The 14,576-nt window shown below is 68.7% G+C and carries 14 protein-coding genes; 10 read left to right on the forward strand and 4 right to left on the reverse strand.

Features of this window, described 5'->3' with window-relative positions:
• Positions 1–73 precede the first annotated feature (73 nt).
• Genes G6N49_RS27765 through G6N49_RS27785 form a run of 5 tightly spaced genes read left to right on the forward strand, consistent with a single transcriptional unit; the run spans position 74 to position 4,836 of the window.
• A complete protein-coding gene (locus tag G6N49_RS27765; protein WP_083044860.1) occupies positions 74–1,543 on the forward strand; it encodes an aldehyde dehydrogenase in 1,470 nt (489 codons plus the stop codon).
• A 9-nt stretch (positions 1,544–1,552) separates the two neighbouring features.
• Positions 1,553–2,317, forward strand: coding sequence for an SDR family oxidoreductase (locus G6N49_RS27770; protein ID WP_083044859.1), 765 nt, complete (start codon positions 1,553–1,555; stop codon positions 2,315–2,317).
• Positions 2,314–3,174, forward strand: coding sequence for an NAD(P)-dependent oxidoreductase (locus G6N49_RS27775; protein ID WP_083044858.1), 861 nt, complete (start codon positions 2,314–2,316; stop codon positions 3,172–3,174). The genes G6N49_RS27770 and G6N49_RS27775 overlap by 4 nt, the downstream gene beginning before the upstream one ends.
• 5 nt (positions 3,175–3,179) lie before the next feature.
• Complete coding sequence (locus G6N49_RS27780) at positions 3,180–3,620, forward strand: carboxymuconolactone decarboxylase family protein (protein WP_011561952.1); 441 nt, start codon at positions 3,180–3,182, stop codon at positions 3,618–3,620.
• Positions 3,610–4,836, forward strand: a complete 1,227-nt coding sequence (locus G6N49_RS27785) for a hypothetical protein (RefSeq protein ID WP_011857078.1) — start codon at positions 3,610–3,612, stop codon at positions 4,834–4,836. Before G6N49_RS27780 ends, G6N49_RS27785 begins: the two co-directional genes overlap by 11 nt.
• 23 nt (positions 4,837–4,859) lie before the next feature.
• On the opposite strand, the gene G6N49_RS27790 is transcribed toward G6N49_RS27785, so the two are convergent.
• Both G6N49_RS27790 and G6N49_RS27795 read right to left on the reverse strand, forming a co-directional pair.
• Positions 4,860–5,453, reverse strand: coding sequence for a TetR/AcrR family transcriptional regulator (locus G6N49_RS27790; RefSeq protein ID WP_083044857.1), 594 nt, complete (start codon positions 5,451–5,453; stop codon positions 4,860–4,862).
• A gap of 25 nt (positions 5,454–5,478) precedes the next feature.
• Positions 5,479–6,714 carry a cytochrome P450 gene (locus G6N49_RS27795; RefSeq protein WP_083044856.1) on the reverse strand — a complete coding sequence of 412 codons (1,236 nt, stop codon included), beginning with the start codon at positions 6,712–6,714 and terminating at the stop codon, positions 5,479–5,481.
• Between the two features lie 95 nt (positions 6,715–6,809).
• On the opposite strand from G6N49_RS27795, the gene purD reads away from it, so the two are divergent.
• The gene (purD, locus tag G6N49_RS27800) at positions 6,810–8,078 is read left to right on the forward strand and encodes a phosphoribosylamine--glycine ligase (RefSeq protein WP_083044855.1); all 1,269 of its coding nucleotides are present in this window, start codon (positions 6,810–6,812) and stop codon (positions 8,076–8,078) included.
• Here purD and G6N49_RS27805 read toward each other — a convergent pair.
• Positions 8,075–8,914, reverse strand: a complete 840-nt coding sequence (locus G6N49_RS27805; protein WP_011561947.1) for an alpha/beta hydrolase — start codon at positions 8,912–8,914, stop codon at positions 8,075–8,077. The genes purD and G6N49_RS27805 overlap by 4 nt on opposite strands.
• Positions 8,915–9,013: 99 nt before the next feature.
• On the opposite strand from G6N49_RS27805, the gene G6N49_RS27810 reads away from it, so the two are divergent.
• A complete protein-coding gene (locus tag G6N49_RS27810) occupies positions 9,014–9,625 on the forward strand; it encodes a TetR/AcrR family transcriptional regulator (protein ID WP_011561946.1) in 612 nt (203 codons plus the stop codon).
• A gap of 91 nt (positions 9,626–9,716) precedes the next feature.
• A complete protein-coding gene (locus G6N49_RS27815) occupies positions 9,717–11,129 on the forward strand; it encodes an APC family permease (RefSeq protein ID WP_011561945.1) in 1,413 nt (470 codons plus the stop codon).
• On the opposite strand, the gene G6N49_RS27820 is transcribed toward G6N49_RS27815, so the two are convergent.
• Positions 11,104–11,832 carry a DUF429 domain-containing protein gene (locus G6N49_RS27820; RefSeq protein ID WP_011561944.1) on the reverse strand — a complete coding sequence of 243 codons (729 nt, stop codon included), beginning with the start codon at positions 11,830–11,832 and terminating at the stop codon, positions 11,104–11,106. The two genes, G6N49_RS27815 and G6N49_RS27820, sit on opposite strands and share 26 nt — an antisense overlap.
• A gap of 40 nt (positions 11,833–11,872) precedes the next feature.
• Here G6N49_RS27820 and purB point away from each other — a divergent pair, with 40 nt between their 5' ends.
• Together purB and G6N49_RS27830 are read left to right on the forward strand one after the other, a co-directional pair.
• On the forward strand, positions 11,873–13,300 hold the full coding sequence (gene purB, locus G6N49_RS27825; RefSeq protein WP_011768377.1) for an adenylosuccinate lyase: 1,428 nt from the start codon (positions 11,873–11,875) through the stop codon (positions 13,298–13,300).
• The gene (locus G6N49_RS27830; RefSeq protein ID WP_011561942.1) at positions 13,297–14,505 is read left to right on the forward strand and encodes a cytochrome P450; all 1,209 of its coding nucleotides are present in this window, start codon (positions 13,297–13,299) and stop codon (positions 14,503–14,505) included. Before purB ends, G6N49_RS27830 begins: the two co-directional genes overlap by 4 nt.
• Positions 14,506–14,576: the final 71 nt, after the last annotated feature.

Raw genomic sequence — 14,576 nt, forward strand, 5'->3', positions numbered from 1 at the left:
TCGGTAGATCGGCGTCTATGGTTCGAAAGGAGACAGCCGGACAGTTGTCCAGTGCAGTGGAGTGGGAGTTCGGATGGCGATACTGGCCAACGGCGAGAGCCGACTGCTGATCGACGGCAAGCTGGTCGCGGGCACGGCGGGGACGTTCCCCACCGTGAACCCGGCCACCGAGGAAGTGCTCGGTGTGGCGGCCGACGCCGACAGCGACGACATGGGCCGCGCCATCGCGGCGGCCCGCTCGGCGTTCGACGACACCGACTGGTCGACCAACACCGAACTGCGGGTGCGTTGCCTGCGTCAGCTCAAGGACGCGCTGCGCGAACACGTGGAAGAGATGCGCGACATCACGGTCGCCGAAGTGGGCGCACCCCGGATGCTGACCTCCGGCGCGCAACTCGAAGGACCGATCGACGACCTCTCGTTCGCCGCGGACACCGCCGAAACCTACGAATGGCGTACCGATCTCGGCCACGCCACCCCCCAGGGCATCCCCACCCGTCGCACGCTGGCCCGCGAGGCCGTCGGCGTCGTCGGCGCCATCACCCCGTGGAACTTCCCGCACCAGATCAACCTCGCCAAGGTCGGCCCGGCCCTCGCCGCGGGCAACACGCTGATCCTCAAACCCGCACCCGACACCCCGTGGTGTGCGGCGGCCGTCGGCGAGATCATCGCCGAGCACACCGACTTCCCGCCGGGCGTCATCAACGTCGTCACCTCGAGTGACCACGCCGTCGGTGCGCTGCTGTCGCAGGATCCGCGGGTGGACATGGTGTCGTTCACCGGGTCGACCGCGACCGGACGCGCCGTGATGACCGACGCCGCCGCGACCATCAAGAAGGTGTTCCTCGAACTCGGCGGCAAATCGGCGTTCCTGGTGCTCGACGACGCCGATCTGGCCGGTGCCTGCTCGATGGCGGCGTTCACCGCCGCGATGCACGCCGGGCAGGGCTGTGCGATCACGACCCGCCTGGTGGTGCCCCGGGCGAAATACGACGACGCGGTCGAGGCGGCGGCAGCCACCATGGGGTCGATCAAACCGGGTGACCCGACCAGCAAGCGCACCGTATGCGGTCCGGTGATCTCGGCGCGTCAACGCGACCGGATCCAGGGCTACCTCGACCTCGCCCTGCAGGAGGGCGGCCGATTCGCTTGCGGCGGTGGGCGTCCCGCCGACCGCGACACCGGTTTCTTCATCGAGCCGACGGTGATCGCCGGCCTCGACAACAACGCCCGCGTGGCCCGGGAGGAGATCTTCGGCCCGGTGCTGACGGTGATCGCCCACGACGGCGACGACGACGCCGTGCGCATCGCCAACGACTCGCCCTACGGGTTGAGCGGCACGGTGTTCAGCGGTGACGACGCCCGGGCTCAGGCGGTCGCCGCGCGCATGCGGGTCGGCACCGTCAACGTCAACGGCGGTATCTGGTACTCCGCGGACGCACCGTTCGGTGGCTACAAGCAGTCCGGGATCGGCCGCGAGATGGGCGTCGCCGGCTTCGAGGAGTACACCGAGATCAAACTCATTGCGACGGCAGCGAATTAAGGAGCTTTGATGGTCAACTACGGCGACGAGTTCAAGGACAAGGTCGCGATCGTCACCGGGGCGGGTGGCGGCATCGGTCAGGCGTACGCCGAGGCGCTGGCCCGGGAGGGCGCCGCGGTCGTGGTGGCCGACATCAACGTCGACGGCGCCCAGAAGGTGGCCGACGGCATCAAGGGCGAGGGTGGCAATGCCCTGGCCGTGCGCGTCGACGTCTCCGATCCCGACTCCGCCAAAGAGATGGCCGCGCAGACGCTCTCGGAGTTCGGCGGCATCGACTACCTGGTCAACAACGCCGCGATCTTCGGCGGGATGAAGCTCGACTTCTTGATCACCGTCGACTGGGACTACTACAAGAAGTTCATGAGCGTGAACCTCGACGGCGCACTGGTGTGCACGCGCGCGGTCTACCGCAAGATGGCCAAACGCGGCGGTGGGGCGATCGTCAACCAGTCGTCGACCGCGGCGTGGCTGTACTCGAATTTCTACGGCCTGGCCAAGGTCGGCATCAACGGCCTGACCCAGCAGCTGGCCACCGAACTGGGTGGGCAGAACATCCGGGTCAACGCGATCGCGCCGGGGCCCATCGACACCGAGGCCAACCGGACCACCACACCGCAGGAGATGGTCGCCGACATCGTCAAGGGCATCCCGTTGTCGCGGATGGGCCAACCCGAGGATCTGGTCGGGATGTGCCTGTTCCTGTTGTCGGATCAGGCGAAATGGATCACCGGGCAGATCTTCAACGTCGACGGCGGACAGATCATTCGGTCATGAGCGATCTGAAATACGGCTACATCGGCCTGGGCAACATGGGTGCGCCGATGGCCAAACGGCTGACCGGCTGGCCGGGCGGGCTCATCGTGTTCGACGTGCGTCCCGACGCCATGGCGCCGTTGGTCGAGGCCGGCGCCGCGCAGGCCGACGACGTCGCCGACGTCGCCGACGCCGACATCATCAGCATCACCGTCCTCAACGACGAGCAGGTACGCCACGTGGTCGCCGAGCTCGTGCCGCGCGCCAAGCCCGGCACCGTCATCGCGATCCACTCGACGATCAGCCCCGACACCGCGGTCGAACTCGCCAAGGAGTTGCGGTCGCAGGACATCCACGTCGTCGACGCCCCGGTCAGCGGCGGGGCGGGCGCTGCCGAGAAGGGCGAGCTGGCCGTCATGGTCGGCGCCGAGCGCTCGGTCTACGAGCGCGTCAAGCCGGCGTTCAAACAGTGGGCGTCCGTTGTGGTCCATGCCGGTGAGCCCGGCGCGGGGACACGGATGAAGTTGGCGCGCAACATGTTGACGTTCACCGGCTTCGCCGCGGCGTGCGAGGCGATGACCCTGGCGGAGAAGGCGGGCCTGGATCTGCAGGCGCTGGGCCGGGTGGTTCGCCACAGCGACGCGCAGTCCGGTGGCCCGGGCGCGATCATCGTCCGCGAGAACATGCGGCCACTCGACCACGACAACTTCCTCTACGACATGTTCCTGCACACCCGCGGCCTCGCGGAGAAGGATCTGGGGCTCGCGCTGACGCTCGGTGAGGAACTCGACGTCGACCTGCCGCTGGCGCAGGTGGCGCTGCAGAATCTGGCGGCCGGCCTGGGTGTGCCGCACGTGGAATCCAGCACGGAGGAGTGAGCGGAATGGACGAATTGCGCCGCAAGGGTTTGGCGAAGATGAACGAGGTCTACGGCTGGGAGATGCCGGACATGCCCGGCGACTACTTCGCACTGACCGCCGACCATCTCTTCGGGACCATCTGGAGTCGGCCGGGGCTGTCGATGCGCGAGAAGCGCATGATGACCTTGACGTGCGTCACCGCGTTGGGAATCACCGACCTGGCCGAGATCCAGGTCAACGCCGCGCTGGCCAACGGGGAGCTCAGCGAGGAGGAGCTCAAGGAGATGGCGATCTTCCTGACCCACTACCTCGGCTTCCCGCTGGGCTCGAAGCTCGACGGCGTGGTCACCAAAGTGGCGGGCCAACGCAAGAAGGCCGCCGCCAAGGGGGCGGGCGAGGACAAGAAGGCGAACGTCAACGCCGCGCTCAACATGCATTCGGGGAGCAGCCTCGATGATGAGTAGGTACGCCGCACTGTCGCGCGAGGAACTCGCCACGCTGGTGCCGGAGCTGCTGCTGATCGGCCAGCTCATCGACCGGTCCGGAATGGCCTGGTGCATCTCGAATTTCGGCCGCGAGGAGATGCTGCAGATCGCGATCGAGGAGTGGGCCGGTGCCAGCCCGCTCTACACGAAACGGATGCAGAAGGCGCTGAAGTACGAGGGCGTCGACGTCATCACGATCTTCAAGGGTCTGCAACTCGACATCGGCGCCCCGCCGCAGTTCATGGATTTCCGTTACACCGTCCACGACCGCTGGCACGGCGAGTTCCACCTCGACCACTGCGGTGCGCTGCTCGACGTCGAACCGATGGGCGAGGACTACGTCCGTGGCATGTGCCACGACATCGAGGACCCGACGTTCGACGCCACCGCGCTGGCCACCAACCGTCGGTGTCAGGTGCGTCCGATCCACCGTCCACCCAGGACACCGGCCGACCGGCATCCGCACTGCCGCTGGACGGTCATCATCGACGAGTCCTATCCCGAGGTCGACTTCATTCCGCAACTCGACATCGTCTCGGCGAGCCGCGCCTACAACACCGACCTCGAGCCGATCGACCCGGACGACGAGGGCATGTCCGACTACTCGGGCCCGCTGCTGTCCGATGTCGACTTCGGGGCGTTCTCGCACTCCGCGCTGGTCCGGATCGCCGACGAAGTCTGTCTGCAGATGCACCTGCTGGTGCTGTCGTTCAACCTGGCCGTCGCGGCGCGCGCGAAGGACGATCCGGCGTTGGCGCGCACGATCCGGACCAAGCAGCTCATCGGCATCGCCGGTGTCGCGGCCGAGCGAATCCGCAAGGCGCTCAACCTGTCCAAGGATGTCAAGGGTGCGTTGCGGGTGCTCGAGCTGCATCCCCTGCTGAACCCGGCGGCCTACGTCTGGGCCGACGTCGACCCCGGGTTCCTGCACGTCCGCTCGTCACCGGCGCACGAGGACGGCTCCTGGATCTCGCTGGTCTCCCCGGCCGCCGACCTGCCGTTACAGGCGATCGTGCAAGCGGTGGACCCGCACCTGCGCGCCGAGGTCTCCGGCACCGAGAGTGACTGGACCGTGCGCGTCATCGAGACCGACACCGCGGCCAAGGAACTGCCCGAGGTCGAGGTGTGCAAGTTCAGCGGCGGGGCGTCGTGGGAGTTCGAGGACCGAAAGTCGTTGCCGCTGACGGTGGTCTGAGCACCGATCCCGGAAAAGGGGACTCAGCGGCGGACCGCGGCGCCCACCCAGCGGCGCAGGAACCCGCGCAGCGCCTCGCCCGTGCGCGGTGGGCGACCGGGGTCGACGACGAACGACTGGATGATGCGCAGCAGGTACTCGGCCAACTCGTCGAGATCCTCGTCGCTGAACCCGAGCCCGGTCCAGTCGACGTCGAACCGCCGCACCATCGCCTTGGCGAACTGCAGCGCCACATCGGAGGTGACCGACTCCGAATGCACATCGGCGCGGCCGGGCGTGACGAGCAGGCCGATGTGCTTGTCCTCGGGCAGCCACTCCAACGCGGTGGCGATGGCCTCGGTCACCGCGTCGGCGGGTTCGGTGATGCCCCGGACGTGTTCGGCCAACCTGTCGAGGAAACCGGCAGCGGCATGCACCGCCGCCTCCACGAGCAACGCCTCGGTGCTGGGGAAGTACCGGTAGACGGTCTGGCGCGTGACGCCGAGGGTGCGGGCCACATCGGCGATGCTCAGGTCGGCGCCGCGTTCGTCGATCGCCCGGCCGGCGGCGGCCAGAATCCGTTCGACGGCTTCCTCGTCACTGGCCGGCGCCGAACCCGACCAGCCGTGGGTGCGCATGCGCAGATGCTACTTGGGACCCGCCTCAGCCCCGGTAGCTGACCGGCAGCTCCTTGACGCCGTTGATCCACCCGGACCGCAGCCGTTGCGGTTCGCCCAGTTTCGCGATGTCCGGAATCTGGTCGGCCAACTCGTTGAAGATCAGCTTGATCTCCATGCGGGCCAGGTTGGCGCCGATGCAGTAGTGGGCACCGTTGCCGCCGAACCCGAGATGCGGGTTGGGATCGCGCAGGATGTCGAATTCGAAGGGCGACTCGAAGACGTCCTCGTCGTAATTCGCCGAGCTGTAGAACAGGCCCGCGCGCTGTCCCTCGCGGATGGTCACCCCGCCGAGTTCGACGTCGGCCAGCGCGGTGCGCTGGAAGCAGTGCACCGGGGTGGCCCAGCGCACGATCTCGTCGACCGCGGTCTCGGGGCGTTCCCGGACGAACAGCTCCCACTGGTCGGGGTGCTCGAAGAACGCGTTCATGCCGTGGGTCATCGCGTTGCGGGTGGTCTCGTTGCCGGCCACCGCGAGCAGGATCACGAAGAACGCGAACTCGACGTCACCGAGGGATTCCCCGTCGATATCGGCCTGGATGAGGCGGGTGACGATGTCGTCGGCCGGGCACCGCCTGCGCTCCTCGGCCATGTTGTAGGCGTAGCCCATGAGTTCGGCGTTCGCGACCGTCGGATCGGAGTCGAAATCGGGGTCGTCGGTGTTCATGATGCAGTTCGTCCAGTGGAAGAGCTTCTCCCGGTCGGCTTCGGGGACGCCGATCAGATCGGCGATCGCCTGCAGCGGCAGGCTCATCGCGATGTCGGTGACGAAGTCGCCGCTGCCCTTCTCCCGTGCGGCGGCCACGATCTGGCGTGCGGAGATCGCCAGCTTCTCCTCCAGCGCGGCGACCGAGCGCGGCGTGAACAGCCGGGACACGATCTTGCGGAGCCGGGTGTGTTCCGGGGCGTCGTGGTTGATCAGCAGCGCCTTGGTGAGGTCGAGCTGCTCGGCGGTGACACCTTCGGGCAGACGCATGACCGCACCCTTGGCGTTGGTCGACCACAGGTCACCGTTGCGCGAGATCGATTTGATGTCCTCGTGACGGCTGATGACCCAGTAGCCACCGTCGTCGAAGATCGACTCCTGCTGTTCGTTCCACCAGACCGGTGCGGTCTTGCGCAGCTGCGCGAACTCGTTGACCGGGATGCCCTGCACCAGGACGTCGGGGTCGGTGAAGTCGAAACCGGGGCCGAACGGGCATCGGCTCTCCATGGTCGTCATGACGGCCGCCTCTCAGTGTGACGCTGAACACGCTCACCCACGACCATACACTTCGCCGTGGTCTGTATGCCCAGCGCGGGGTTTAGGGTGCACATGTGCGCGTCCTGGTAATCGGATCCGGTGCCCGTGAACATGCCCTGCTGCTGGCGTTGCGCCGCGACCCCGAGGTCGAGGCACTGGCGGTGGCCCCGGGCAACCCGGGCACGGCCGCTGTCGCCGATCAGCACGACGTCGACATCACCTCCGGTGAGGCCGTCGCCGAACTCGCCCGCCGGATCAGCGCCGACCTGGTGGTCATCGGACCCGAGGTGCCACTGGTGCTCGGCGTCGCCGACGCCGTCCGTGCCGCCGGGGTCGCGTGCTTCGGGCCGAGCCGGAGCGCCGCCCGCATCGAAGGTTCCAAGGCGTACGCCAAGGACGTGATGAATGCCGCAGGCGTCCGCACCGCCGCCAGCGAGATCGTCGACAACCCCGCGCACCTCGACGCCGCACTCGGCCGGTTCGGTCCGCCCGCGGGAGAGGCCGCGTGGGTCGTCAAGGACGACGGCCTTGCCGCGGGCAAGGGTGTGGTGGTGACCGCCGACCGCGACGCGGCGCGCGCCCACGCCGCAAGTCTGCTCGACTCCGGCCACCCTGTGCTGCTGGAGTCGTTCCTCGACGGTCCGGAGGTGTCGCTGTTCTGCGTCGTCGACGGTGAGACCGTGGTGCCGCTACTGCCCGCGCAGGACTTCAAACGCGTCGGTGACGGTGACACCGGACCCAACACCGGCGGTATGGGCGCCTACGCCCCCCTGCCCTGGCTGCCCGCCGACATCACCACGAGCATCGTCGACGACATCGTCAAACCCGTTGCAGCCGAATTGGTTCAACGCGGCAGCTCGTTCTCCGGCCTGCTGTACGCAGGCCTGGCGATCACCTCACGCGGACCGGCCGTCGTCGAGTTCAACTGCCGGTTCGGCGACCCGGAGACCCAATCGGTGCTGGCACTGCTCGACTCGCCGCTCGGGCAGCTGCTGCACGCCGCGGCGACCGGGCGGCTCGCGGAGTTCCCCGAACTGCAATGGCGCGACGGTGCCGCGGTGACGGTCGTGGTGGCCGCCGAGAACTATCCCGGCCGGCCGCGCGTCGGCGACGTGATCACCGGCGCCGACGCCGAGGGCGTGCTGCACGCCGGGACCGCCCGTCGCGACGACGGCGCCATCGTGTCGTCCGGCGGCCGGGTGCTGTCGGTGGTGGGTACCGGCGCCGACCTCGACGCCGCGAGGACGGCCGCCTACTCGACGCTGGCGTCGATCCGGTTGCCGGGCAGCCACTTCCGCAGCGACATCGGGTTGGCCGCGGCCGAGGGCAAGATCACCCTCTAGGCGGCGACGAGCGGGGCCATCCAGGTGATCTCCGCGGGCAGCTGCGAACTCCAGAACCCGCCGTCGTGCCCGCCGGGGGAGAAGCCGCCGGCCGGCGGATTCGGCAACTGCGCAATGAACTGCTCGGTCGCCGAATAGAACGGATCGGAAGTGCCGCAGTCGATCCGGATGGGGATGGCGGCCAACTCGGGACGGCCCCACACACTGTTGGCCGCAAAGTCGTCGGCGCCGTCGAACGCCCCGGGGGCGCTCGCCCCCGCCGACGTCCACAGGGCCGGGCTGACCGCGCAGATCGCCGCCGTGCGCTCGGGACCGAGGCGGGCACCCAGCAGCAGGGCGCCGTAGCCGCCCATCGACCAGCCGAGGAACCCGACGCGCGACGTGTCGAGACCCATCGTGTCCAGCATGGGGATCAGCTCGTCGAGCACCATGGCCCCGGAGTCCTCCCCGGAAGCGCGCCTGTGCCAATAACTTCCGCCGCCGTCGACGGCCACCACCGCGAACGGCGGGAGCCCGGCGGCGGCGGCCTCCGCCAGACCCTGCTCGACTCCGCCGGCCATCACCTGAGCCGCATCGGCGCCCTTGCCGTGCAGTGCGATCACCGGGTGCAGCGCCGCACTCTGCCCGGGGGGCCGGGCGATGGCCCAGTTCGTCTGGACACCGCCGCGCGCGGCCGATACGAACGATCCCGTGAGATAGGTCGGCGCCGCTGCCGGCGGGACCGATGCGGCCGGTGCGGCGGCACCCAGCGCGTGGACGCCTGCGGCGCCCGCGGCCGCACCCGCGGCGAGGCGCAGGGCGGCGCGGCGGCTCAGGTGTGCGGACATGGCGGCCATCCTGCCACCGGAGCACCCCCGTGCGGTCCCCGGCCGCCCGCCTGAAGAAAGCCTGGGGTTTGCGCGAAACGACGATGCCCAACCCGGGTGGCTGGCAGCATGCTAATCGTGACAGCAGCAGTCACTCCCAAGGGGGAACGCAGGCGGTACGCGCTGGTCAGCGCGGCCGCTGATCTGCTGTGTGAAGGGGGATTCGACGCCGTCCGGCACCGGGCGGTGGCGCGTCGGGCCGGCCTGCCGCTGGCGTCGACGACCTACTACTTCTCGTCGCTCGACGACCTCATCGTCAAGGCGGTCGAATACGAGGGAAGCCGGGAGGCCGAGCGCCTGCAGCAGCGGGTGGCGGCGTTGTCCCGGCGCCGCCGGGGCGCGGAAGCGACCGCGGACGTGTTGGTGGATCTGCTGCTCGGCGACGCGCCCGGCACCCGCGGCGGCGAGGAGCTGATCTCCCGCTACGAGCGTTACATCGCGTGTGCCCGCCAGCCGGCGCTGCGCGACGCCCAGCGCCGCATCCTGCGGCAGCGCACCGATGCGGTGGTCGCGGTGATGGAACGCTCCGGCCGGACGGTGCGCGCGGACTTCCTCACCGCCCTCGTCTGCGCCGTCGACGGTGCGGTGGTCGCTGCGCTGGTCGGCGACGGGGACGGTCCGCGCGCCACCGCGCGGGCCACGCTCATCGACGTCATCGACGTGCTCGCACCGGTGGGCTGAGCGCAGGTCCGGCAACGATTGCGGCAATGATGCTGCGTCGAGGTCGCCGCTGCCCGATGATGATGACCTGGCAACAGTGACGGAGGAGCGCATGACCCACCCAGACACGGTCAGGGAGCAGCCCGAGCTACGGCGGGTGATGGGCCCCGGGCTGTTGCTGCTGTTCGTCGTCGGCGACATCCTCGGCACCGGTGTGTACGCGCTGACCGGTGACGTGGCCGCCGAAGTCGGTGGTGCAGCGTGGCTTCCGTTCCTGGTCGCCTTCCTCATCGCCACCATCACCGCCTTCAGCTATCTGGAGCTGGTCACCAAGTACCCGCAGGCGGCCGGGGCTGCGCTCTACGCGCACAAGGCTTTCGGGCTTCAGTTCGTCACGTTCCTGGTGGCGTTCGTGGTGATGTGCTCGGGCATCACGTCGGCCTCGACCGCGTCACGGTTCTTCGGCGCCAACCTCATCGAGGGGTTCGGGCTGGAGTGGGGCACAGCCGGTGTGGCGGCCGTCGCGCTGGGGTTCATGGCGCTTCTGGCGGCCGTGAACTTCCGCGGCGTGGGCGAGAGCATCAAACTCAACGTGGTCCTCACCATCATCGAGGCGACCGGCCTCATGCTGGTGCTCTTCGTGGGCCTGTGGGCGTTCACCCGCGGCGGCGACGTCGACTTCTCCCGCGTCGTCGCCTTCGACACCGCCGGCGACAAGAACGCTTTCATGGCCGTCACCGCCGCGACGTCGTTGGCGTTCTTCGCGATGGTCGGCTTCGAGGACTCGGTCAACATGGCCGAGGAGACCAAGGATCCCGTCAAGACCTTCCCGAAGGTGCTGCTGTCCGGGCTCACCATCGCCGGCATCGTCTACATGCTCGTCGCCGTCGTCGCGGTGGCCCTGGTGCCCGTCGGCCGGCTCGAGGAGAGCGACACCCCGCTGGTCGAGGTGGTCAAGGCCGGGGCGCCGAACCTGCCGATCGACACGCTTTTCCCGTTCATCTCGATGTTCGCGGTCTCCAACACCGCACTCATCAACATGCTGATGGCCAGTCGACTGATCTACGGAATGGCCCGGCAGCATGTGCTGCCGCCGGTTTTCGGCACCGTCCACCCCCGGCGGCTGACCCCCTGGGTGGCGATCGTGTTCACCACGCTGATCGCGTTCGGCCTGATCTTCTACGTCAGTGTGTTCGCCAGCAGCAGCGCCATCAGTGTGCTCGGCGGCACCACGTCGCTGTTGCTGCTGGCAGTGTTCGCCGTGGTCAACGTCGCGGTGCTGCGGCTGCGACGTGACGTGCAGGCCGGCGGTGCGCACTTCAAGACGCCGACGGTGATGCCGGTGGTCGGCTTCATCGCGTCGTTGTATCTGGTGCTGCCGTTCTCCGGTCGCCCCGCCCAGCAGTACTACGTGGCGCTGATCCTCGTCGCGATCGGGATCGTGCTGTTCTTCATCAACAGGCTGATCAACCGGCGCCTGGGTGTGCGCGACACCGAGATCACCGACCCCACGCACCTGGCGTAGCGGCCCGACGGAGTGCGGGCGTCACGATCCGGCCGGTGGCGTCGTCGCCGTAGCTCGTGACGTCGGCAGGCCTGCGGGTGGCGAACAGCGCGACGTAGGCACACACGACCGCGTCGACCGGGTCCTCCGCCCGGCGCAGTTCGGCCTTGCGGGTCGCCGTCCGGACCGCGTCCCGCAGGGCCACCCACCCGGCGTGCTGCCCGACGTTCAGCGAGGGGTCCGCGCGGATGAGCGTTTCGACCAGGCCGATCAGCCGAAGCAGTTCACCGCGTAACTGCGCGACGTCCCGCCCCGGTTTCTGCTTGTACTTCAAGGTCTTCGGCAGTCCGAAAAGTGCGACGGTCGCGGCGTGCGGATAGACCTCGACGGCGGGAGCGCCCAGCGCCTCGGCCAGTCGGGCGCCGCGGCTGCCCGACGCGAACCACGGATGACCGGTGTTCGACGGGTGACAGCCCGCCTCGAAGGCGCGGAAATCCCGGTTGAGCGCCGCCTCGCACGGCCGGTTCCCGCTCGGGTTCGTCACAACCAGGGGAGCGTCGATCGCCAGCAGGCACTGCTCGGCGGTGTAGGGCATGAGCTGCGCGACGATGTCGGCGTCGGTCGTGGCGGCGGCGAGGTGCACCAGGCTGCCGTCCGAATCGGCGACGGCGACGCCGGTGGGGCTGCGCTCACCCCACGCGAGGTCGATCCCGACGAAGTACACCTGCCCAGCCTGCCCGATCCGCGCCGTAAGCTGTGTGTCTGTGACGATCCCGAACGTGCTGGCCAACCGCTACGCCAGCGAGGACATGGTGGCGATCTGGTCGCCGGAAGCCAAGATCGTCGCCGAGCGCCGATTGTGGCTGGCAGTGCTGCGTGCGCAGATAGAGCTCGGCATGGGCAACACGGTCGTTCCCGACGGGGTGGTCGCCGACTACGAACGCGTCCTCGACCAGGTGGACCTCGCGTCCATCGCGGCGCGCGAACGCGTCACCCGCCACGACGTGAAGGCCCGCATCGAGGAGTTCAACGCGCTGGCCGGCCACGAACACGTGCACAAGGGCATGACCAGCCGCGACCTCACCGAGAACGTCGAACAGCTACAGATCCGCCGCTCCCTGGAACTCGTCCACGCCCACGGCGTTGCCGTGGTGGCCCGGCTCGCCGAGAAGGCCGTGAGCTACCGCGACCTCGTGATGGCCGGCCGCAGCCACAACGTCGCCGCACAGGCCACCACACTGGGCAAGCGGTTCGCCTCCGCCGCCGAGGAGACGTTGCTCGCCCTGCAGCGGGTCGAGGAACTGATCGCGCGTTACCCGCTGCGCGGTATCAAGGGCCCGATGGGCACCGCCCAGGACATGCTCGACCTGTTCGGCGGCGACACCGCGAAACTGGCCGACCTCGAGCGCCGGGTCGCCGAATTCCTCGGCTTCCGAGACGTTTTCACCAGCGTCGGCCAGGTGTACCCCCGTTCCCTCGACCACGACGTCGTCTCCGCGCTGGTGCAACTCGGCGCGGGTCCCTCCTCGCTCGCGCACACCATCCGGCTGATGGCCGGCCACGAGCTGGTGACCGAGGGCTTCGCACCGGGCCAGGTCGGATCGTCGGCCATGCCGCACAAGATGAACACCCGGTCCTGTGAACGCGTCAACGGCCTGCAGGTGGTGCTGCGCGGCTACGGTTCGATGGCCGCCGAACTGGCGGGTGCGCAGTGGAACGAAGGCGACGTGTTCTGCTCGGTGGTGCGCCGGGTGGCGCTGCCCGACGCGTTCTTCGCGATCGACGGGCAGACCGAGACGTTCCTGACCGTGCTCGACGAGTTCGGCGCCTATCCGGCGGTCATCCAGCGCGAACTGGACCGCTACCTGCCGTTTCTGGCCACCACCCGCATCCTCATCGCCGCGGTGCGGGCCGGCGTTGGCCGCGAGACCGCGCACGAGGTCATCAAGGAGCACGCGGTGGCCGTCGCGCTGGCCATGCGGGAGAAGGGGCAGGAGCCCGACCTACTGGACCGGCTGGCTGCCGACCCGCGGCTGCCGCTGGACCGCGTCGCGCTCGAGGATGCGCTGGCCGACAAGCAGGCGTTCAGCGGGGCCGCCGGCGATCAGGTCGACCGCGTCGCCCAGGCGGTCGACGAGTTGGTCAGCCGCTATCCGGAGGCGGCCAAGTACACCTCGGGCGCCATCCTGTGAGGTTGTCGCAGATCGACTTCACCGATCTGGACAACTTCGCAAACGGGTTCCCTCACGACCTGTTCGCGATCCACCGCCGCGACGCGCCGGTGTTCTGGCACGAACCCACCGAGCACACGCCCGACGGCGAGGGCTTCTGGTCCGTCGCGACCTACGCTGAAACGCTTGCGGTATTGCGTGATCCGGACACCTACTCGTCGGTGACCGGCGGGGAACGCCCGTTCGGCGGCACGCTGCTGCAGGATCTGCCGATCGCCGGTCAGGTGCTCAACATGATGGACGATCCGCGGCATGCGCAGATCCGCCGGCTGGTGAACTCGGGGCTGACGCCGCGCATGATCGCGCGCGTGGAGGACGATCTGCGGCAGCGGGCCCGGATCCTGCTCGACGAGGTCGGCGACGGCGAGGCCTTCGACTTCCTGCCGCAGGTGGCCGCCGAACTTCCGATGCAGATGATCTGCATCCTGCTCGGTGTGCCCGAGGACGACCGGCACTGGTTGTTCGAGGCCGTCGAACCGGGTTTCGACTTCCGCGGTTCGCGCAAGGCCTCGATCGATCGGCTGTCGGTCGAGGACGCCGGATCCCGCATGTACACCTACGGCTCGGAACTGGTGGCGCGCAAACGCGCCGAACCGGGCGACGACATGTTGTCGGTGGTGGCCGCCGAATCGTGGCTGTCCGACGCCGAGTTGTACCTGTTCTTCTACCTGCTGTTCAGCGCCGGCGCGGAGACCACGCGCAATTCGATCGCCGGCGGCCTGCTGGCGCTGATCGAGAACCCGGCCGCTTTTGACGCGCTGCAGGCCGACCCGTCGTCGCTGCCGGGCGCCATCGAGGAGATGGTCCGCTGGACCTCGCCGTCACCGTCGAAGCGGCGCACCGCCACCCGCGACACCGAACTCGGTGGTCACCGCATCTCGGCTGGTCAGAAGGTTCTGGTGTGGGAGGGTTCGGCGAACCGGGACGCCGCGGTGTTCGCCGACGCCGACGTCTTCGACGTCGCGCGTAAACCCAATCCGCACTTGGGTTTCGGGCAGGGTGTGCACTACTGCCTGGGTGCCAATCTGGCGCGGCTGGAACTGCGGGTGCTGTTCGAGGAACTGCTGGCGCGGTTCGCGTCGGTGCGCCTGGTCGAGCCGGTCGAGTGGGCACGAAGCAATCGGCACACCGGGATCCGGCACATGGTGGTCCGACTGCAGGCGTGACCCCTCGCGCGTGAATTATTTCGTTCGCAAAGACAGCCGCTGTGGCAAACGATAGGGTGACCCCCAACTGC

Source organism: Mycolicibacterium monacense, from assembly GCF_010731575.1.
Classification (GTDB): domain Bacteria; phylum Actinomycetota; class Actinomycetes; order Mycobacteriales; family Mycobacteriaceae; genus Mycobacterium; species Mycobacterium monacense.